The organism is Escherichia sp. E1130 (genome assembly GCF_005781065.1).
Lineage (GTDB): Bacteria > Pseudomonadota > Gammaproteobacteria > Enterobacterales > Enterobacteriaceae > Escherichia.
In genome coordinates this window covers 1-20041 of record NZ_VATL01000027.1, presented here as the reverse complement: position 1 = coordinate 20041, position 20041 = coordinate 1, and the positions used below count along the sequence as shown (strand labels likewise).

General features: G+C 50.2%; 14 protein-coding genes. 7 read left to right on the top strand and 7 right to left on the bottom strand.

Translation table 11 applies throughout. The features are described from left to right. The first annotated feature begins 79 nt into the window (after positions 1–79). The 3 genes from hmsP (at position 80) to FEK66_RS21215 (ending at position 5253) form a co-directional block, all read left to right on the top strand. On the top strand, positions 80–2068 hold the full coding sequence (hmsP, locus tag FEK66_RS21225) for a biofilm formation regulator HmsP (RefSeq protein WP_130210114.1): 1989 nt from the start codon (positions 80–82) through the stop codon (positions 2066–2068). A gap of 182 nt (positions 2069–2250) precedes the next feature. After that, positions 2251–3537, top strand: coding sequence for a C4-dicarboxylate transporter DctC (gene dctA / locus FEK66_RS21220; RefSeq protein ID WP_130210116.1), 1287 nt, complete (start codon positions 2251–2253; stop codon positions 3535–3537). Positions 3538–3756: 219 nt separating this feature from the next. Continuing rightward, positions 3757–5253 carry a pitrilysin family protein gene (locus tag FEK66_RS21215; protein WP_130210118.1) on the top strand — a complete coding sequence of 499 codons (1497 nt, stop codon included), beginning with the start codon at positions 3757–3759 and terminating at the stop codon, positions 5251–5253. Between the two features lie 124 nt (positions 5254–5377). Here FEK66_RS21215 and FEK66_RS21210 read toward each other — a convergent pair whose 3' ends face one another. The 3 genes from FEK66_RS21210 to kdgK all read right to left on the bottom strand — a co-directional run bounded on the left by FEK66_RS21210 (position 5378) and on the right by kdgK (position 9678). Then, a complete protein-coding gene (locus FEK66_RS21210; protein ID WP_130259064.1) occupies positions 5378–7462 on the bottom strand; it encodes a hypothetical protein in 2085 nt (694 codons plus the stop codon). Then, on the bottom strand, positions 7449–8654 hold the full coding sequence (locus FEK66_RS21205; RefSeq protein WP_135495337.1) for a DUF3142 domain-containing protein: 1206 nt from the start codon (positions 8652–8654) through the stop codon (positions 7449–7451). Before FEK66_RS21205 ends, FEK66_RS21210 begins: the two co-directional genes overlap by 14 nt. Positions 8655–8748: 94 nt before the next feature. Further along, on the bottom strand, positions 8749–9678 hold the full coding sequence (kdgK, locus tag FEK66_RS21200; RefSeq protein ID WP_130260942.1) for a 2-dehydro-3-deoxygluconokinase: 930 nt from the start codon (positions 9676–9678) through the stop codon (positions 8749–8751). 232 nt (positions 9679–9910) lie between these two features. Between kdgK and pdeH the strand changes: the two genes are divergently transcribed. Both pdeH and FEK66_RS21190 read left to right on the top strand, forming a co-directional pair. Beyond that, positions 9911–10678: a cyclic-guanylate-specific phosphodiesterase gene (gene pdeH / locus FEK66_RS21195; RefSeq protein WP_135495336.1), complete on the top strand. Its 768-nt coding sequence runs from the start codon at positions 9911–9913 to the stop codon at positions 10676–10678. A gap of 68 nt (positions 10679–10746) precedes the next feature. Beyond that, on the top strand, positions 10747–12807 hold the full coding sequence (locus tag FEK66_RS21190; RefSeq protein ID WP_135408230.1) for an AsmA family protein: 2061 nt from the start codon (positions 10747–10749) through the stop codon (positions 12805–12807). Between the two features lie 109 nt (positions 12808–12916). On the opposite strand, the gene FEK66_RS21185 is transcribed toward FEK66_RS21190, so the two are convergent. From FEK66_RS21185 to FEK66_RS21175, 3 genes are all read right to left on the bottom strand, one after another. Further along, complete coding sequence (locus FEK66_RS21185; protein ID WP_130210130.1) at positions 12917–14239, bottom strand: MFS transporter; 1323 nt, start codon at positions 14237–14239, stop codon at positions 12917–12919. A 410-nt stretch (positions 14240–14649) separates the two neighbouring features. Continuing rightward, positions 14650–15663: an inner membrane protein YhjD gene (yhjD, locus tag FEK66_RS21180; RefSeq protein ID WP_130210132.1), complete on the bottom strand. Its 1014-nt coding sequence runs from the start codon at positions 15661–15663 to the stop codon at positions 14650–14652. Positions 15664–15711: 48 nt separating this feature from the next. Beyond that, positions 15712–16611 carry a LysR family transcriptional regulator gene (locus FEK66_RS21175; RefSeq protein ID WP_205714135.1) on the bottom strand — a complete coding sequence of 300 codons (900 nt, stop codon included), beginning with the start codon at positions 16609–16611 and terminating at the stop codon, positions 15712–15714. A 515-nt stretch (positions 16612–17126) separates the two neighbouring features. Here FEK66_RS21175 and FEK66_RS21170 point away from each other — a divergent pair. After that, on the top strand, positions 17127–17729 hold the full coding sequence (locus tag FEK66_RS21170) for a response regulator transcription factor (protein ID WP_064527789.1): 603 nt from the start codon (positions 17127–17129) through the stop codon (positions 17727–17729). A gap of 50 nt (positions 17730–17779) precedes the next feature. Here the strand turns inward: FEK66_RS21170 and FEK66_RS21165 are convergent, their stop codons facing one another. Next, positions 17780–19429 carry an alpha,alpha-trehalase gene (locus tag FEK66_RS21165; protein WP_135495334.1) on the bottom strand — a complete coding sequence of 550 codons (1650 nt, stop codon included), beginning with the start codon at positions 19427–19429 and terminating at the stop codon, positions 17780–17782. A 500-nt stretch (positions 19430–19929) separates the two neighbouring features. Between FEK66_RS21165 and FEK66_RS26060 the strand changes: the two genes are divergently transcribed. Beyond that, on the top strand, positions 19930–20041 hold a 112-nt coding region (locus FEK66_RS26060), incomplete at its 3' end, for a hypothetical protein (protein WP_240730938.1).

The following is a 20041-nucleotide window of genomic DNA, read 5'->3' as shown; positions in this document are numbered from 1 at the left end:
TTCAGATAGCGCCTCTCTTAATGCCGCTGCGATCGGGTATACTCGGGCGGCAGTCTGGGATTTCCGGGGGAGAGATAATTTGCGCGTTAGTCGTTCGTTAACAATCAAGCAGATGGCAATGGTGGCGGCCGTTGTTCTGGTGTTTGTCTTTGTTTTTTGCACCGTTTTGCTGTTCCACCTGGTACAGCAGAATCGCTATAACACGGCTACGCAACTGGAAAGCATTGCTCGTTCTGTCCGCGAACCCTTGTCCTCAGCCATCCTCAAAGGGGATATTCCCCAGGCGGAGGCCATTCTCTCCAGCATCAAACCTGCGGGCGTGGTCAGCCGCGCAGATGTGGTGCTGCCTAACCAGTTCCAGGCGCTGCGTAAAAGTTTTATTCCTGAACGCCCGGTGCCGGTAATGGTTACCCGACTGCTCGAACTACCGGTGCAAATCTCGCTGGGCGTCTACTCGCTGGAGCGCCCGGCAAACCCACAACCGATTGCCTATCTGGTGTTACAGGCGGATTCCTTCCGCATGTATAAGTTCGTGATGAGTACGCTCTCAACGTTAGTGACCATTTACTTACTTTTGTCGCTCATCCTGACAGTGGCGATTAGCTGGTGTATTAACCGACTGATATTACATCCTTTACGCAATATTGCTCGTGAGCTGAACGCCATTCCACCGCAAGAGATTATCGGCCATCAGCTGGCGCTGCCGCGTCTGCATCAGGACGATGAAATAGGTATGCTGGTGCGCAGTTATAACCTTAACCAGCAACTGTTGCAGCGCCATTATGAAGAGCAGATCGAAAACGCGATGCGCTTCCCGGTGTCGGATTTGCCAAACAAAGCCCTGCTGATGGAGATGCTGGAACAGGTGGTGACGCGTAAACAGACTACTGCGCTGATGATTATCACCTGCGAAACCCTGCGCGACACCGCCGGTGTGCTGAAAGAGGCGCAGCGGGAAATCCTGCTACTTACGCTGGTGGAAAAACTCAAGTCGGTGCTGTCGCCGCGCATGGTTCTCGCGCAGGTCAGTGGCTATGACTTCGCTGTTATCGCCAACGGTGTGCAGGAGCCGTGGCACGCTATTACGTTAGGTCAGCAAGTACTCACTATCATGAGCGAGCGCTTGCCTATTGATCGCATTCAACTGCGCCCACACTGTAACATCGGCGTGGCGATGTTCTATGGCGATATCACCGCCGAACAACTTTATGGTCGTGCTATTTCTGCGGCGTTTACCGCGCGTCATAAAGGGAAGAATCAGATTCAGTTCTATGATCCGCAGCAGATGGAAGCCGCTCAACAGCGACTGACGGAAGAGAGCGATATCCTTAATGCGCTTGAAAATCATCAATTTGCGATTTGGCTACAACCACAAGTTGAGATGACCAGCGGCAAGTTAGTCAGCGCGGAAGTGTTATTGCGTATCCAGCAACCGGATGGGAGTTGGGACCTACCGGATGGGTTAATTGATCGTATTGAGTCTTGTGGACTGATGGTTACCGTCGGTCACTGGGTGCTGGAAGAGTCATGCCGACTGCTTGCCGCCTGGCAGGAGCGCGGCATTATGCTGCCATTATCGGTGAACATCTCAGCGCTGCAACTGATGCATCCGAATATGGTGGCGGATATGCTGGAACTGCTAACGCGCTATCGTGTTCAGCCAGGAACGCTGATTCTGGAAGTGACAGAAAGCCGACGCATTGATGACCCTCACGCGGCGGTGGCAATCCTTCGTCCGCTGCGCAACGCCGGAGTACAGGTGGCGCTGGATGATTTCGGTATGGGCTATTCAGGGTTGCGTCAGTTGCAGCATATGAAATCTCTCCCGGTGGACGTTTTGAAAATCGACAAAATGTTCATTGATGGGTTACCGGAAGATAGCAGCATGATTGCCGCGATTATCATGTTGGCGAAAAGCCTGAATCTGCAAATCATTGCTGAAGGCGTAGAGACAGAAGCACAACGTGACTGGTTGGCAAAGGCGGGCGTTGGTATTGCCCAGGGCTTCCTCTTTGCACGTCCACTTCCCATTGAAATCTTCGAAGAAAGTTACCTGGAAGAAAAATAGCTACCCCAAACTGATTACAAAACTTTAAAAAGTGCTGGTTTGTGCGAGCCAGCTCAAACTTTTTAACATTTTTGTTTCAATTATGATCCAGGTACATTTCTGTGATGTTGTCTGGGTGTTATTTTAAGGCCGCAGGTACCCCATAACCTTACAAGACCTGTGGTTTTACTAAAGGACACCCTATGAAAACCTCTCTGTTTAAAAGCCTTTACTTTCAGGTCCTGACAGCGATAGCCATTGGTATTCTCCTTGGCCATTTCTACCCTGAAATAGGCGAGCAAATGAAACCGCTTGGCGACGGCTTCGTTAAGCTCATTAAGATGATCATCGCTCCCGTCATCTTTTGTACCGTCGTCACTGGCATTGCGGGCATGGAAAGCATGAAGGCGGTCGGTCGTACCGGCGCAGTCGCACTGCTTTACTTTGAGATAGTCAGTACCATCGCGCTGATTATTGGTCTTATTATCGTTAACGTTGTACAGCCAGGTGCTGGAATGAACGTCGATCCGGCGAGTCTGGATGCGAAAGCGGTAGCCGTTTACGCCGCGCAGGCGAAAGACCAGGGCATTGTCGCCTTCATTATGGATGTCATCCCGGCGAGCGTCATTGGCGCGTTTGCCAGCGGTAACATCCTGCAGGTGCTGCTGTTTGCCGTACTGTTTGGTTTTGCGCTGCACCGTCTGGGCAGCAAAGGCCAGCTGATTTTTAACGTTATCGAAAGTTTCTCGCAGGTCATCTTCGGCATCATCAATATGATCATGCGCCTGGCACCGATTGGGGCGTTTGGGGCGATGGCATTTACCATCGGTAAATACGGCGTCGGAACACTGGTGCAGCTGGGGCAGCTCATTATCTGCTTTTACATCACCTGTATCCTGTTTGTGGTGCTGGTACTGGGTTCAATCGCTAAAGCGACCGGTTTCAGTATCTTCAAATTTATCCGCTACATCCGTGAAGAACTGCTGATTGTGTTGGGAACATCGTCTTCCGAATCGGCGCTGCCACGTATGCTCGACAAGATGGAAAAACTCGGCTGCCGGAAATCGGTGGTGGGGTTGGTCATCCCGACAGGCTACTCGTTTAACCTTGATGGCACATCGATATACCTGACGATGGCGGCGGTATTTATCGCCCAGGCTACCAACAGTCAGATGGATATCTTCCACCAAATCACGCTATTAATCGTGTTGCTGCTTTCTTCTAAAGGGGCGGCAGGGGTAACGGGCAGTGGCTTTATCGTGCTGGCGGCGACGCTTTCAGCCGTAGGCCATTTGCCGGTGGCGGGTCTTGCGCTGATCCTCGGTATCGATCGCTTCATGTCGGAAGCTCGTGCGCTGACTAACCTGGTCGGTAACGGTGTAGCAACCATCGTGGTCGCTAAGTGGGTTAAAGAACTGGACCACAAAAAACTGGACGATGTGCTGAATAATCGTGCGCCAGAAGGCAAAACGCACGAATTATCCTCTTAATCTCACCTCTTATGCCCGCACTCCCTTCCCCGAGTGCGGGTGTTTGCGCATAATTGCCCCCTGTGCCTGAACTTACCACCTGGGTGAGTTCAGGTTTATTTCACTTCTTCCGTGACATTTCCATGTTCTTGCGGTCTAACACGAAGTGTTTTTAACGTTATTCAGACTGACCGATAACGGGCAGTCTTTTATTACCAGGATAGTTGATCAGGGGTTCACATGCAGGGCACAAAAATTCGACTTTTAGCGGGCGGTTTGCTGGTGATGGCCACTGCTGGCTATGTGCAGGCAGATGCGCTCCAGCCTGATCCAGCATGGCAACAGGGGACGCTCTCCAACGGTTTACAGTGGCAAGTGTTGACCACGCCCCAGCGTCCCAGCGATCGTGTTGAAATTCGCCTGCTGGTTAATACTGGTTCGCTCGCCGAAAGTACCCAACAGAGCGGTTATAGTCATGCCATTCCCCGCATCGCGCTGACGCAAAGCGGTGGCCTTGAAGCGGCACAGGCACGTTCATTGTGGCAACAGGGGATCGACCCTAAGCGCCCGATGCCACCGGTGATCGTTTCTTACGACACCACGCTGTTTAATCTTAGTCTGCCAAATAACCGTAACGACTTGCTGAAAGAGGCGCTCTCTTATCTGGCAAATGCCAGTGGCAAACTGACCATCACACCAGAAACCATCAACCACGCGCTGCAAAGTCAGGACATGGTGGCAACCTGGCCTGCCGACACCAAAGAAGGCTGGTGGCGTTATCGCTTGAAGGGATCGACTTTATTAGGTCACGATCCTGCCGATCCGCTGAAACAACCCGTTGAAGCGGAAAAGATTAAAGATTTCTACCAGAAATGGTACACCCCGGATGCAATGACGCTGCTGGTGGTGGGGAACGTTGATGCGCGCTCGGTTGTAGACCAAATCAACAAAACGTTTGGCGAACTGAAAGGCAAACGTGAAACACCGGCTCCGGTGCCGACGCTTTCTCCTCTGCGTGCGGAAGCGGTGAGCATTATGACCGACGCAGTGCGTCAGGATCGGTTATCCATCATGTGGGATACGCCGTGGCAGCCGATTCGTGAATCAGCCGCACTGCTGCGCTACTGGCGTGCGGACCTGGCCCGTGAGGCGCTGTTCTGGCACGTTCAGCAAGCATTAAGCGCCAGTAACAGTAAAGACATTGGTCTTGGATTTGACTGCCGTGTGCTGTATCTGCGTGCGCAGTGTGCCATCAACATCGAGTCACCAAACGACAAGCTGAACAGCAACCTTAATCTGGTGGCGCGTGAGCTGGCGAAAGTTCGTGATAAAGGTCTGCCGGAAGAAGAGTTCAATGCTCTGGTTGCGCAAAAGAAACTGGAGTTGCAGAAATTGTTTGCTGCTTATGCGCGAGCTGATACCGATATTCTGATGGGCCAGCGGATGCGTTCGTTGCAAAATCAGGTTGTCGATATCGCGCCGGAGCAATATCAGAAACTGCGTCAGGATTTCCTCAACAGCCTGACGGTAGAAATGTTAAATCAGGATTTGCGTCAGCAACTGTCGAACGACATGGCGTTAATTCTGTTGCAGCCGAAAGGTGAGCCGGAATTTAACATGAAAGAGTTGCAGGCCGCATGGGATCAAATCATGGCCCCATCGACTGCGGCTGTGACTACATCCGTAGCCACGGATGACGTCCATCCTGAAGTTTCGGATATTCCACCCGCGCAGTAATAAATAACCCGGCAGCGTTTCTTCTGCGCTGCCGGGATTAACGGTAATGAATAACGTAGTCTGAATGATATGCGTCAGCAGTTTTCGCCAGTCCGTAAGGAGAGCCTTTCTCATCCCTGTAAGGTTATTTCTTCAGATCCTTCTTAAACACTGGTTCAGGACAATCACGACCAAAATGTGCAGCCCAGTCAAAAGCTTTACCGTTTTTCACGTAGCGTTGATAAATTAATGCACCGGTTTCTGGATCAAGGTATCTGACCCAACTTGCAGCATGGCATAACACGGCGGCCCATGTCTGGGTTTTGGGGTGAAGTAAATCGGCAGATTGTCCAGCCCATTCCGCAGCTTGCCAGCGGTAATGCAAAAAGTGATTATTTTTGTCAGGTACTGCATTAGCAAAACGACGGTTTTCTTTCTCACTTATCCAGCCGCTATCATTAGTGTAGGAATAAGGTGTGGAATATGCTCCGCTGGTAATAGCATAGTCGGGATACATTTCATAGGCGACGAGTTCGATGCCATTATATCGTAATAATCTTGCCGCCTCGTATTGCGCCTGCGCGCGCTCCTGATTATTGATATTATTATTTTGGCTTTTTTCCATTAAATCTGCCAGTTGCTGCGCCATTTTACGGTAATTTGGAATATCAAAGTAGCTGACGGCTTGCTGATATTGACCATTGCGAATAAACCTTCTGGCCAGTAATGCACGTAATTTTACGTCAGTTGGAATGAGCGTTGGGGGAACGAAGTAACCGCTATATTCTCTGTCATAATCATTTTCAGATGACTGCAAATTAAAGGGTTTTAGCTGTTGGCTGGGCGGAGGTACATTTTTATCAACAAACGTTTTTAACTCCTGTAACGTTAATACACTTTCCCCCACATCAGCTAAATCTGCCCAATAAGTATCTTTGCCTTTATAAAACAGCGTCATTGCTTGCAAGTAATCATCGCGCTTCAACGCCAGAATTGCTTGCTCGCCAGCAATACGACATGATGGCATAATGATCTCATTACCGTGGTAGTAATCACTTTCTGTCATCGGGTTGCCCCACGTTTCATTTTCCGGGAAGAATTTTGCCGCACTGGCATAATAGCGGGTCGCTAAAGGAATATTACCTTCACGCAGCGCCATTTTTGCGTTTAACCATTCGCGGAGGCCGCTTTCTGGCGCATCCTCTAATAAGACTTTCGTTAACGAGTAATCACCATTACGATAAGCTAATGCGGCCAGTCGATCGCTATAAGAAAATCCTTTTATCCGATGGTTCACCAACAAGTTGATCAATTTTTCACGTTGTGTTGTGCAGAAATATTCACTGTTTTCGGTAATGCACCCATCCTGGCTATACCCTCTGTCGTGACGAATAAAAAGCTCTGCGATGACCAGTTTCTGAACTATGGGATCATCAATAATATTTTCTAAAAGGGCGAAATTTTTTTCATTTGTCAGATACAGTGCAATTCTGCGTAATGAGATTTTACCTACGGGGGAACCTTGTGCAGCCTGTTGCGCATAATATGTGATGGCTCCATTCATATCTGCTTTATTCAGCCGGTAAAAACCTAACTGCCCCAAGCTGGCGAGAGAGAGTTGTTCGGGGTCTGGCTCACCATTGCGAACTTCTTCTATAATTTGTTGATAAAGTTTAATCCCCTTTATGGATTCCTCACTATGATACGCGCCAGTATTATAAGCTAACTCGTCATTTTCACCTGAATCGAATATTTTACGGGCCTGGGTATACATTGCCTTCAGCCGCCATTCACCTTGTTCGCTTTTGGGTAAGGCTAATAATTTATCGAACCAGGGGCTGTCATAGATGAAGTGATAAAAGTCTATGGCTCCCAGATAATAGAGTCGTTCTGCTGTAGGTAGTTTTGTCTTCAGTTTCTCTGCTATCTCTTGTAGACGTTTTTCGCGAGTGTAATGCTGATAATCGGTATCCTTTTGCGTTTCTCTGTACTGATAATAGTCCTCTAAATCGTTTGGTTCGATCTCTGGCTGCCATAAAGGTAAACGTGGATCGCGTTCGACTAAATGTCGAGCTTCATATATGAAACTGCCATTAGGCATTTCTGTTAATGTGTGTTGTCGATCATGCAAAAGTGAGTTCGGCGCATAAGGCCCGCAAGCATAAGCGTTCTCGCAAATGAGCGTGAATAACACAACGCTGGCAATCCGCGATATCTCATGGCGTAACATTAAACTCTCCTTGTAGTCTTTGATTGCAGCGCGCCCATCCCAGCGGACTGCTTTCTCCGGCGCGCAGTTGCCTGGCGCTTCCTCTCACAAAATTCAGGCTGGATGGCCCGGATTGCACCTGATAGTGGCTGGCTCCATCAGCGAATAGACAATCTGCATTGGGCAGAATTATTTGTTTCGGCAACGGCGCATCAATTTCGCCATTGTTTTTAATAGCCAGATCAAAAAGCTGTTCGTCTGCATGTTGAGCAATAATTAACGACCAGCGTGGGGTCAGCGGTTGATGCTGAATCACGGCTTCCAGCGTCGTCAGTGACCAGGCGCGGCGATCGCCTGCTAACGGTAGCCGAAACCATACCAGCCCCTGTAATCCACGCGGTGGTTGCTGTTCTAAATATTGAATGAAATCGGCAATGGTTTGCGGTGACACACTTAATTCACGCATCTCTTCGGCAACGTATAACGGAGCTTCACTCTCGACGCGATTATCACTGGTAAGCGCAGAACCGTAAGCGGGCAATGCGATGAAAAAAGGATGCGTGGTTTGTCTGGCATATTGCTTTACCCAACGCTGCGCCAGACTGGCATCTAACAGGCCTTTTTCGGGCGAAAGCACGTTATGTACCTGTAAAACCGAAGAGTCCGCAATGCGCAATAATCGGGCGAGATGTGGTGATTTAAGCCAGGTCGGCAGGGCGGTAACGCTAAGTTTTATATTTGCAGGAAGCGTCTGATGTAACGCACTAAGAAGTGTCATATATTCCGGCAATTTTGCTGTTGGCGCGTCATAATCAATTTCCACACCTGCCAGCGTAACCCCTGCCTTTTGCCACTCACGTAGGGTCTGTTGAATATGCTGGATAACTTGCTGGTTATTAAACCGTGTAAGCTGGCCATCGAGTCGCGCGACCAGCCAGACCGGGCGACCATCTTGCTTAATAAGTGAAGTATTAACCGTAAAGTGTCGGATGCCTTCTTGCGGGTGAAATTGCATCCCAAGTATGCGTAGCGTAGAGAAAAGTGGGCGGCTTCGTTTTAGTGCCTCGTTATGTTCTGCTGTCCAGACGCGTTGCCAGATATAGACTTGCTGATCAAAGCGAAGCGGTTGTGAAGGGGTAAATAAAATATGCAGCCCGTAGCCCAGGCCGATCAGAAGAAGTGAAGCTGCAAAAATCCTTTTGCAAGATGGCATATTGTTACGGCATTACGATTATCAACAGGCTGATAGTGTACCGCTGTAACTATTAACGGAGAACGAATATCTATCCGTTCTCCGTCAAAAACCATTATTCCGGCATTGCTTCACGCGGGATAATCGCGCCGCGATACTGAATAACGGTACTTGCAGTCAAATGCCCACGTTTCGCGGCATCTTCCGCACTACCGCCTGTCAGACGTACCGCCAGATAACCGGCGCTGAAAGAGTCGCCAGCTGCGGTGGTATCGATCACTTTTTCTTTCGGCAGTTTCACCGCCGGAACATCCACTAACCCTTCACCTGCAATGGACACCAGGCAAGAATCAGCCCCGCGTTTCACCACCACTTCTTTCACGCCTGCTTTATGGGTGCGCGCAATGACGTCTTCCACCGGTTGTTGACCCCACAGCGCGTCTTCGTCGTCCAGCGTCAGGAAGGCGATATCCGTGCATTCCAGCATTTGCTGATACACCTGCTGCGTCTCTTCTTTGCTGGCCCACAGGCGCGGACGGTAGTTATTGTCGAAAATCACTTTTCCGCCATTGGCGCGGCATTCGCGCAGCAGGGAAAGCAGTTTTTCGCGGCTGGTTGGGCTTAAAATCGCCAGGCTAATCCCGCTAAGGTAGAGATAATCGAATTTCGCCAGCTCTGCGCAAATCGCCGCTGACTGCTCGCTTTCCAGCCAGAATTTGGCCGCGGCTTCGTTACGCCAGTAGTAGAACGTACGTTCGCCAGTGTCATCGGTTTCAATGTAGTAAAGGCCCGGCAGGCGGTTTTCCATCCGTTGGGTCAGGGAAGTATCAACGTTCTCGCCGTGCCAGGCGTCCAACATCTGCTGACTAAAACTGTCCGTTCCCAGCGCCGTCACGTAATGAACGGTTAATGCCGCAGGATCGACCTGACGGGCGATATAGACGGAGGTGTTCAGGGTATCGCCGCCGAAACCGCGCTTAACGTCTGCGCCTTTCTCGGAAAGCTCAATCATGCATTCGCCAATCACGGCAATCTTTTTGGACATAGTCGTGAACCTGATCTGTAAAAAAATTAGCGTTAGTTTGCGCTGTGGTGGTTTGTTGGTCAACTATATTAAAACACTGTTCCATTATTTTTTTGAGCCAGAACGTATTCCTGGACGATTTCGCCGCAGGACGGGCAAATTTAGCCGCTTCGGGCGGTAAAGTTCTGGCGTTGCGCGCCGATAACATTTGTCGAGTCCGGGCAGCATCACTTTTAAACACAGGACATCTTCGATGATAAGGCAGGTTATTCAGCGAATAAGCCATCCTGAAGCAAGTATCGAAAGCTTGCAGGAACGACGCTTTTGGTTGCAGTGTGAACGTGCTTACACCTGGCAACCGATTTACCAGACATCCGGTCGGTTGATGGCCGTAGAGCTATTAACGGTCGTTACTCATCCCGAGGATCCTTCGCAACGACTGCCGCCGGATCGTTATTTTGCTGAAATCACCATCAGACATCGTATGGATGTGGTGAAAGAACAGATTGATTTGCTGGCGCAAAAAGCCGTGTTCTTTGTTGAGCATGGGCTGCTGGCATCGGTTAATATCGATGGTCCGACACTTCTCGCCCTACGTCAGAAGCCGGAAATTTTGCGTCAGATTGACCGCCTTCCCTGGCTGCGTTTTGAACTGGTAGAACATATCCGCCTGCCAAAAGATTCAACCTTTGCCTCGATGTGCGAATTTGGTCCGCTATGGCTTGATGATTTTGGCACTGGGATGGCAAATTTCTCCGCGCTCAGTGAAGTCCGTTATGACTACATTAAAATCGCTCGCGAACTGTTTGTGATGCTGCGCCAGTCGCCGGAAGGCCGCACGCTCTTTTCGCAGCTTTTACATCTAATGAATCGCTATTGTCGCGGGGTGATTGTCGAGGGCGTGGAAACGCCGGAAGAGTGGCGCGATGTACAGAACTCGCCCGCATTCGCCGCACAAGGCTGGTTTCTTTCGCGTCCGGCACCGATAGAAACGCTGGATACGGTGGCTCTGGTGGTGTAGCCGCCTCATTTTCCGCCTGGCTGGACTATCTTTAGGACTGGCCCAGGAAGAATATGAGGAAGCGAACTATGAGCAAGGCAGGCAAAATAACCGCCGCGATTTCAGGTGCTTTCTTGTTGTTGCTCGTCGTGGCGATCATTTTGATTGCGACTTTTGACTGGAATCGACTCAAACCGACCATCAACCAGAAAGTCTCTGCGGAGCTGAATCGCCCGTTCGCTATTCGTGGCGATCTGGGCGTGGTATGGGAGCGGCAAAAACAGGAAACTGGCTGGCGCAGCTGGGTGCCGTGGCCCCATGTACACGCGGAAGACATCATTCTCGGCAACCCGCCAGACATTCCCGAAGTCACAATGGTGCATCTGCCACGGGTAGAAGCAACGCTGGCCCCTCTGGCGCTGCTGACCAAAACGGTCTGGCTACCGTGGATCAAACTGGAAAAGCCCGACGCACGCCTGATTCGCCTCTCAGAAAAGAATAACAACTGGACGTTTAATCTCGCCAGCGATGACAACAAAGACGCGAATGCAAAGCCGTCGGCGTGGTCGTTTCGGCTGGATAATATTCTGTTCGATCAAGGGCGGATCGCCATTGATGACAAAGTAAGCAAAGCGGATCTGGAAATTTTTGTCGATCCATTAGGCAAGCCGTTACCGTTCAGTGAAGTCAGCGGATCGAAAGGTAAGAACGAGAAAGAAAAGGTGGGCGATTACGTTTTTGGCCTGAAGGCGCAGGGACGTTATAACGGCGAACCGCTCACGGGCACGGGAAAAATTGGCGGCATGCTGGCGCTGCGTGGCGAAGGGACGCCGTTTCCGGTACAGGCTGATTTCCGCTCTGGTAACACCCGTGTTGCTTTTGATGGCGTCGTGAATGACCCAATGAAAATGGGCGGCGTCGATTTACGGCTTAAATTTTCCGGCGATTCGCTGGGCGATCTCTATGAACTGACGGGCGTTCTGCTGCCTGATACCCCACCGTTTGAAACCGATGGTCGGCTGGTAGCGAAAATCGACACGGAAAAATCGTCGGTCTTTGATTATCGTGGCTTTAACGGGCGTATTGGCGATAGCGATATTCACGGTTCTCTGGTCTACACCACCGGTAAGCCACGGCCAAAACTGGAAGGTGACGTCGAGTCGCGCCAATTGCGGCTGGCAGATTTAGGACCGTTAATTGGCGTTGATTCCGGTAAAGGGGCGGAAAAGTCGAAACGGTCTGAACAGAAGAAGGGCGAAAAAAGCGTTCAGCCTGCGGGCAAAGTGCTGCCGTATGACCGCTTCGAAACCGATAAATGGGACGTCATGGATGCCGATGTTCGATTCAAAGGCCGTCGTATTGAGCATGGCAGCAGCCTGCCGATTAGCGATCTTTCTACCCATATCATCCTCAAAAATGCTGACCTACGCCTGCAACCGCTGAAATTTGGCATGGCGGGCGGCAGCATTGCGGCGAATATTCATCTGGAAGGCGATAAAAAGCCGATGCAAGGGCGGGCAGATATTCAGGCTCGTCGACTGAAACTGAAAGAACTGATGCCGGATGTGGAATTGATGCAGAAGACGCTGGGGGAAATGAACGGTGATGCGGAACTACGCGGTAGCGGTAACTCAGTGGCGGCGCTTTTGGGGAACAGTAACGGTAACCTGAAACTGTTGATGAATGACGGGCTGGTGAGCCGCAACCTGATGGAGATTGTCGGGCTGAACGTCGGTAACTACATTGTCGGTGCGATCTTCGGTGATGATGAGGTGCGGGTGAACTGCGCGGCAGCAAATCTGAATATTGCCAATGGCGTGGCGCGTCCGCAGATTTTTGCTTTTGATACTGAGAACGCGTTGATTAATGTTACCGGCACGGCAAGTTTTGCTTCGGAACAGCTGGATTTGACTATTGATCCGGAGAGTAAAGGGATTCGGATTATCACACTGCGTTCGCCGCTGTATGTGCGTGGGACGTTTAAAAATCCGCAGGCTGGGGTGAAAGCCGGGCCGTTGATTGCCCGAGGTGCCGTTGCGGCGGCACTGGCAACGCTGGTGACGCCAGCTGCGGCCTTGCTGGCGCTGATCTCACCTTCCGAAGGGGAGGCTAATCAGTGTCGGACGATTTTGTCGCAGATGAAGAAGTGATGATAATTGCCGGATATCTGGCATCCGGCAATTAAACAGATTTAGATTGTTAGCAAAGTGCGCTTTGTTCATGCCCGATAAGCGTAGCGCATCAGGCTTTTCACTCTTATTACAACGACTGATGTCGCGTCTCATGCGTCAGCAGCAGGGCGATTAACGTCAAGCCAGCCATTGCCGCCAGATATAACCCCACCGCACCTAACCCGTAGTTAGTTTGCAACCAGGCCGCGATATATGGCGCAACGGAAGCCCCGAGAATCGACGCTACGTTGTAAGAGAACGATGCTCCGGTGTAACGCACTTCTGTCGGGAACAACTCTGGTAACAGCGCGCCCATCGGCCCGAAGGTCAGCCCCATCAGGCTTAACCCCAGCAGCAGGAAAGCAAAAACCAGAATAGGATTGCCAGAACCGAGCAGTGGATTAAAGGCGAACAGCGCGAACAGGATGATTAGCGTCGTGATGATCACCATGCTTTTACGCCGCCCAAAGGCATCGGCCAGCAATCCGGCTACTGGTACCATCACGCCAAAACCAATAACTGCCATCATCAGCATCCACAGCACTTCATTGCGCGGCAGGCCAAGCCCAATTGGCGCGGCGGCGGTACTGAAGGTCATTGAGTAGACGGTCATGATATAAAACAACGTGTAGGTTGCCAGCATGATAAAGGTGCCGAGTACCGTGACGCGCACGTGTTTGGTCAGCAGTGTACCCAGCGGGATCTTCACCTGCTTTTTCGCTTTAGCGACTTTTTCAAACACCGGCGACTCATGCAGCGACACGCGAACATACAGGCCGATAATGACCAGCACCGCCGAGAAGATAAACGGCACGCGCCAGCCCCAGCTCATAAACTGCTCATCGGTCAGCAGCCAGGAAAGCAGCAGAAAAGTGCCGTTAGCAAAGAAGAAGCCAATCGGTGCGCCCAGCTGTGGGAAGGAGCCGTACAGCGCACGTTTACGCGGTGGTGCGTTCTCGGTTGCCAACAGCGCTGCGCCACCCCATTCACCGCCTAATCCCAGACCTTGACCAAATCGAGCCAGTGCCAGCAGCAGCGGGGCGAAAATACCAATCGTGGCGTAGCCCGGCAGCAGACCAATCACCACTGTTGAAATCCCCATCGTTAGCAACGAGGCGACCAGCGTCGCTTTACGCCCAACGCGATCGCCGAAATGACCAAATACGGCAGAACCGATTGGGCGTGCGACGAAAGCGATGGCGAAGGTGGCGAGCGATTGTAGCGTCGCTGCCGCCGGATCGCCCTGCGGGAAGAAGATATGCGGGAACACAATAACGGCCGCAGTGGCGTAAATGTAGAAGTCGAAGAACTCAATGGCCGTGCCAATGAGGGAGGCGACAAGGACTTTATTACGTGAGTTTATCGGCTTGTATTCTTGCTCGTTGTCGAGTGTTGTGGCTGTTGCTTGCATAATCTTTTCTTATTTTTTGGCGAACGAATAGCCATATTACGCACAGCAAAAGTGATATTTCAATGTGTAACAAATCGCGGAAAAGGTTAAAAACCAGGCAAAAAGCGGATAATGTTTAGACTAGTGATTTTTCTTCTATGAAATGCTTCACACAATTTCATAAATGGTGGATAAAACTGGTTTCAGGTTAAATAAAAGTTACCAACTGGATTTATATGCTGGGTTTATGAGTTGATGTGAAATTGTTGGCTCCCGAAGAGATGGCTGAAGAGGTCCAGGGGAAGAGTTTCAGGTGGTTATGTGCGCATTATAGCCGGATGCGATGCTGGTGCATCTTATCCGGCCTACGGCGAGCCAGGTTGAATAAATTCGTAGGCCGAATAAGGCGTTTACGCCGCATCCGACCTATTTTAATGCTGCGTTTTCCCCGGCATTCGCGGGTCGTCTTTGTATTCGGCGGTGGCAATCCACGCCGCGCAAAACAACGTCAGACGGGCAAAGAAGTAAAAAAACGCCATCAGCCCCAGCACGGAACCAAATGCCGCGCCAGACGGGGATTTCATCAACGACGGCAGGGTATACGTCATCACGATTTTAATGACTTCAAAACCAATAGCCGCGATGAATGTTCCACGAATCAGCGCCTTTTTACGCGGGCGATGACGCGGAAGACGCCAGAAGATCCAGAAGAAAAGCAGATAGTTAGCGAAGATAGAAATCGCCATGCCAATCAACCGCCACGTCGGTTTCAGCCACTCAATACTGTTAAGGTGCAGGGCGCTAATAATCATTTGCTGCGCCGAACCGGCAACCGAGGTTATTGAAAGCGTGACAATCAGCGCAATCAATAAACCAATTAGTGAAATAAAATCACGCAGATACTTAACCCAAAACTTCTCCTGATCTTGCGGTGAACGTTCCCAAACATCACGCGATTGAGCGCGAATTGCTTCACGCAAATTTCCCATCCAGTTGATCCCGGAATAGAGCGCCACCGCCAGGCCGACAAGCCCTACGGTCGTTCGCTGCTGAACGGCGGTGTTGATGGTATTTTTCAATGTGGCCGCCAGCGTCGGATCGCTGATGTTTTGCAGAATTTTGTCGAAGATATCCTGCAGCAGCATCGGGTGGGAGGCCAGCACAAAGCCCCCTGCGGCAAACGACACCATCAAAATCGGGATCATCGATAAAAACGAGAAATAAGTGATTGCCGCGCCAAACTGGTTACCCAGCCGATCATTGAAGCGTTCTGTCGCGCGTATCAGGTGCGCGATGATTGGTTGACGTTGGACTTTCCCGGCAGTGGTGGTAACGGTTTCCAACGCCTGACTGACTTTGCTGCCTTTATCGCTATTATCCAGATGTTTAATTTGCTCGTGCTCCAGATCCTGGGTGGGACGTTTGATCTCGTTTTCCTGCGTCATCCGCTCTTTAGTCCTTCTGTCGTTGTCTGTCTTAAAAAGTATAGTCGGTCAGTCCAGGTGCTCTTTTATTACGCCAGCCAGCCACTGCATAAACAGATTTACACGGCGGGAAAGCTCCCGACGCTGGGGATAAACCAGAGAAATGGATAGCGGCTCGGCGCGGTAGTTGGGCAACACTTCAATAAGCCGCCCGGCGCGTAGGGCTTCGCGTACGGCGACGCGGGGGATTTGAATGATACCCAGACCCGCCAGGCCGGCGGCGAGATAGGTTTCGCTACTGTTTACCGTCAACATGCCGCCGGACTTAAACCACTGGACGCCATTACTGGTGGCAACCTCAAAACCTAATGGATGCGCGCCCAAATGCGGCGTGTAATGCACCACTGCGTGCGAAGTCAGATCGTCCACACTTTGCGGATAATCAAAACGCGTCAGATAGTGCGGGCTGGCACAGTTGACCATCGTCAGTTTGCCGAGGGGGCGGGTAATAATACCCTCGTCGGGCAACGAGCCCGTGCGCATCACGCAATCATAGCCATCACGAAGAATATCAATCGCCCGGTCACTGCTACTTAATTCCAGTTCAATCCCTGGGTACTGATGAAGAAATTCTGGCAGGCGCGGCAGCAACAGGTTTTTCGCAATTCCGAGCGGGATATCGACGCGTAATTTGCCGCTGATGCTGGTGGTATCCTGCTGAAACAGGCCGTCCAGTTCGTTGAGATTACTCAACACATCTTTCGCTCGTTGGTAATAGGTCATGCCGTCGGGGGTAAGTTTGACCCGCCGCGTAGTGCGATGCAGCAACTGGGTGCCAAGCTGATGTTCCAGTGCCTGTATCTGGCGCGAAACACTTCCCTTTGGCAAAGCAAAGAAATCCGCTGCACGGGAAAAACTTTCCAGCTCTGCGACCTTAATGAACAACTGCATTGCGTGAATTTTATCCATTTCTTTGACCGATTGTTGTTCACAGCGAAACAGTAACGCGCATAGCGCATTATTTATTGTTTTTTCTAGCATCTAATGCAAGGTTTCACAATGTAGTAATGATTAATACCGGTATTTTTTAGAAGGAAATGGCTGATAAGCTTCACTGGAAAGGAAAAATAACGCTTGAAGGACTGTCTTTTCAGCAATTTCCTGCAAAATAGTAAATGCAGTATTGGCTTTTCGTGCGCAATTTAATCATTTTGCGGTCAGGTATTTAGCCAGCTCTCGCGAAAATCACAGTTTATTTGAATGCTTGTCAGACGAAGATATAAGGATTTCCTCAAAAATGTTTTAAATAATGCCCTCGACATGTAATTTCAGGCTGTCAGCTGTAACTATTTATATCGGTAACTATTTTCCACATTGCATATCTGTAGAATGGCCACCGCCAAATGGCGAATTCTTATTTTGCCTCTCGGGTAATACCCTTCCCCTACTTGAGAGTTTTAACGTATCCAGGTGGAGATTCAGTAATGCATATAATCATGTTTGACAGGCAGTCAATATTTATTCACGGAATGAAAATCAGCTTACAGCAGCGTATTCCTGGAGTGAGTATTCAGGGCGTCGATCAGGCAGATGAACTGTGGCAAAAACTGGAAAGCTCCCCTGAAGCCTTGGTCATGCTTGATGGCGATCAGGATGGTGAGTTTTGCTACTGGTTACTGCAAAAAACCGTAGTGCAATTTCCTGATGTTAAAGTGTTGATAACGGCGACAGATTGCAGCAAACGATGGTTACAGGAAGTTATCCATTTTAACGTGATGGCAATTGTACCGCGTGATTCAGCCGTCGAGACGTTTGCATTGGCGGTAAATAGCGCGGCAATGGGAATGATGTTTCTGCCCGGAGACTGGCGAACGACACCGGAAAAAGACACAAAAGACCTCAAATCGCTAAGCGCCCGCCAACGGGAAATTTTAACTATGCTGGCGGCAGGTGAATCAAATAAAGAGATCGGCAGGGCGTTAAATATCAGTACCGGAACGGTTAAAGCGCATCTGGAATCGCTTTATCGCCGTCTGGAAGTGAAAAACCGCACTCAGGCGGCGATGATGTTAAATATCGCCTCCTGAAGAGGATAGTTTTATAGCCAGCAGGTTGTTAGTGGCTGGCTGTTAAAATATTACGGTTCGCCGTACAAACCTATCAGACGCCGTACCACACCGTTGGTCCAGCCAAATCCATCCTGCAACGGATATTCGCCCCCGCCGCCCTCACGGGGAATGCCATCGGCAATATGGTATTTCTCGATCAGTCTGTGATGTTCCAGGTAAAACTGGTTCACTGTCTTCAGCCAGCTACGCGCGATTTCATCACCCAGATAGTCATCGCCGTACATTTTAAATCCCTGAATCGCCATCCACTGCAATGGCGCCCAGCCGTTGGGTTTATCCCACTGTTCTCCGGTTTCGTACTCGCTCGCCAGAATCCCACCCGGCGTCAGTAAACGGCTACGTACGGCGTTTGCCAGGCGGTCTGCCTGTTCGTGATTCGCCATGCCCACGTATAACGGCACAATAGCGGCAGCGGAAAAGAGGGCTAACTGCTCGCGCCGCCAGTCGTAATCGCGGTAGATGCCGTTTTCATCATCCCAGAGATAACGGTTAACTGCATCGCGGCGGGCGCTGGCTTTCTGGCGGAACAGCGTTTCTGTCTCTTTCTCACCTTTCAGCGCCGAGATGTTGGCAATGGCGCTCTCCAGTTTAAACAGGAAAGCATTAAGGTCGATGGGGATGAATTGGGTAGTGCGAATGCTTGCCAGACGGCCCGCGTCACGTAGCCAGCGTGATGAGTAATCCCAGCCAGAAGCGGCACCTGCGCGTAAATCGCGATACACCTCGTTAGGCGGGCGACCGGAGTGTTTCGCGGTTTCCACATCTTCCAGCCAGGATTCATCGCGCGGCGTGTCGCGGTCATCCCAATAACGGTTGAGCAGGGCGCCGTCCGGCATCCGCACCACATGGCGATAGGCCTGATTCGGAATCAGTGATTCTGCGCCGTCCATCCAGAAGGCATATTCCATTTTTAGATGATCAAGGTAGCGGCGTGCACCGCGCACACCATCTTCTTCAAATAGCTCCACCATCAACGCAAAAACCGGTGGCTGCGAGCGGCTCAAATAATAGGTGCGGTTGCCGTTGGGGATGTGGCCATAGTTTTCTATCATCCAGGCGAAGTTGTCGGCCATGCATTTCAGTAAATCCTCACGCCCGCTCTCTGCCAGCCCCAGCATGGTGAAATAGGAATCCCAGTAGTAGGTTTCGCTAAAACGGCCCCCCGGGACAATGTACGATTGCGGTAGCGCCAGCAGGGAAGACCAGGGAATATGATCCTGGGGTTCGCGGGTTAACACCGGCCATAGTTGGTCGATATGCTCTTTCAGTGAGTTTTGCGGGTCCGATACATACTCGCTGGAGTAGACTTCCGGCTGCCAGAAGTGCTGTTCAACAAACTGGCGTAAGTCGAAATCGCGATGACGGCGCACTTTACGATAGCGGATTAAGATATCCAGCGGGTCCATTTTGGGGGCGCAGTCAGGGAAGGTTTTGCTGTCAGGGAAAATTTTCGCCGACTGGACATGCTCGAACAGTTCGAGATAACGATCGGCAGGGGTCAGCGCATCAGAGGCGGGTAGCCCCTCAATCATCTCGGGTTCTGGCTCTGCCTCCATCATCTCATCCAGTTTTAATTCATACGGATCCAGCTCATAGCAGAGATCGACTTCGATCATCCGTTCATCTGGATTAAGGTTTTGAATTTTCTGATTGAGCATAAGGATCCGACCTCCGAAATTCGTCTCTAATTATCGGGCTTTCCTTTAAGAGTAGTCATTCGCTACGGTCGATGGGGGATGAAGTGTGCGGAAGATCACGTTTATTAATGTGTCAAAAAATATAACCCATTAATATACAAAGAAAATGAGTGATAAACGTTTTTTTGCAAAATTTCATTTTCGGAACATTCACGCTACTCCATGATAAAAGCAGGTGTATCGCTGTTATTACAAATAAGAGTAGCGGTAATCAGTGTAAGAATGCAGAAGGAAGTAAACTCTTTTTGGTTATTAAAATAAATAACAGGAATTCCTTAAATATATATTTAAAATTAATCTGGTGTTTTCTGGTGTAAATATTATTGGTGTTAGTTTGTTATATAGATAAATCAATTTCATGCTTAGGATTTTGTTATTTAAATTATACCTGTAACCCCTTGCGTCCATTCCAGATAAATCCTACTTTTTTATTGCCTTCAAATAAATTTAAGGAGTTCGAAATGGACCAGAAGCTGTTAACGGATTTCCGCTCAGAACTACTCGACTCGCGTTTTGGCGCGAAGGCAATTTCTACTATCGCGGAATCAAAACGTTTTCCGCTGCATGAAATGC

Bases quoted from the DNA above. Each gene is read 5' to 3' on its own strand.
- FEK66_RS21185 (WP_130210130.1), bottom strand. From the start codon at position 14,239: ATGCAAGCAACAGCCACAACACTCGACAACGAGCAAGAATACAAGCCG.
- FEK66_RS21205 (WP_135495337.1), bottom strand. From the start codon at position 8,654: ATGCCATCTTGCAAAAGGATTTTTGCAGCTTCACTTCTTCTGATCGGC.
- FEK66_RS21175 (WP_205714135.1), bottom strand. From the start codon at position 16,611: ATGGATAAAATTCACGCAATGCAGTTGTTCATTAAGGTCGCAGAGCTG.
- FEK66_RS21215 (WP_130210118.1), top strand. From the start codon at position 3,757: ATGCAGGGCACAAAAATTCGACTTTTAGCGGGCGGTTTGCTGGTGATG.
- dctA (WP_130210116.1), top strand. From the start codon at position 2,251: ATGAAAACCTCTCTGTTTAAAAGCCTTTACTTTCAGGTCCTGACAGCG.
- kdgK (WP_130260942.1), bottom strand. From the start codon at position 9,678: ATGTCCAAAAAGATTGCCGTGATTGGCGAATGCATGATTGAGCTTTCC.
- pdeH (WP_135495336.1), top strand. From the start codon at position 9,911: ATGATAAGGCAGGTTATTCAGCGAATAAGCCATCCTGAAGCAAGTATC.
- FEK66_RS21190 (WP_135408230.1), top strand. From the start codon at position 10,747: ATGAGCAAGGCAGGCAAAATAACCGCCGCGATTTCAGGTGCTTTCTTG.
- yhjD (WP_130210132.1), bottom strand. From the start codon at position 15,663: ATGACGCAGGAAAACGAGATCAAACGTCCCACCCAGGATCTGGAGCAC.
- FEK66_RS21170 (WP_064527789.1), top strand. From the start codon at position 17,127: ATGCATATAATCATGTTTGACAGGCAGTCAATATTTATTCACGGAATG.
- FEK66_RS21210 (WP_130259064.1), bottom strand. From the start codon at position 7,462: ATGTTACGCCATGAGATATCGCGGATTGCCAGCGTTGTGTTATTCACG.
- FEK66_RS21165 (WP_135495334.1), bottom strand. From the start codon at position 19,429: ATGCTCAATCAGAAAATTCAAAACCTTAATCCAGATGAACGGATGATC.